At 46.5% G+C, this 746-nt stretch carries 1 pseudogene; it reads right to left on the bottom strand.

Annotated elements, in window-relative coordinates:
• Positions 1–733: pseudogene (locus tag A3763_RS21575) on the bottom strand (DNA repair protein RecN); the annotation flags it as partial.
• Positions 734–746 lie beyond the last annotated feature (13 nt).

Genomic DNA, 746 nt, shown 5'->3' with positions numbered 1-746 from the left:
CGCCGCCAATGCCTACATCCACCTCATCGAAAACCAGTGTTGGAATGGTCGAGTTTTGAGCGACAATGACTTGAATCGCTAAGCTGATTCGGGACAGCTCACCGCCTGAGGCAACTTTGTTGATGGCTTTGGGGGGCTGTCCAGGATTGGTGCTAATCAGGAATTCGACGGTATCCAGACCGTGCTGGCTTACCTTGCTGTTATCGAGAGGTGTTAGGCTGACGCAGAACTTCACTGACTTCATATCCATCAATGCTAGCTGCTCACATATTTTCTTTTCTAAAGAGCTGGCACACTTTATACGCTTCTGACGCTGCGTTTCAGCTAAGGCCCGGTAAGTGTTTTCCAATTCGATTACTTCAGCTTGCAGTTGCTCCAGATTTTGGTCGCCATTATTAAAGTCATGTAGTTCTTTGCTGAGTTTGTTTTGTATGGTTAACAGCTCAGTGGGTTCACAGCGGTGTTTTCTTGCTAACTGGTAAGCAGTGCTTAGGCGTTCTTCGATTTCTTGCAGGCGTGCTGGGTTGAGTTCAAATGAGTCGATAAAATGGCGTAAATTACTACCTGCCTCTTCAATTTGGATTTGCGCTTCATTCAGCATGTTGAGTGCTTCACTAATCTCATGATTTTCGCTGGGTAGGTTGTGTAGTGATGAGGAGGCTGAAGAAACCATGCTGGCGGCATTAGCATCACCCTCTGAACATAACGCTAGAGCTTCATGTGCTCTACTCAAAAGCAGTTCTGCA

The sequence above is a fragment of the Oleiphilus sp. HI0128 genome (assembly GCF_001635365.1).
This window is presented reverse-complemented; position numbering and strand designations above follow the sequence as displayed.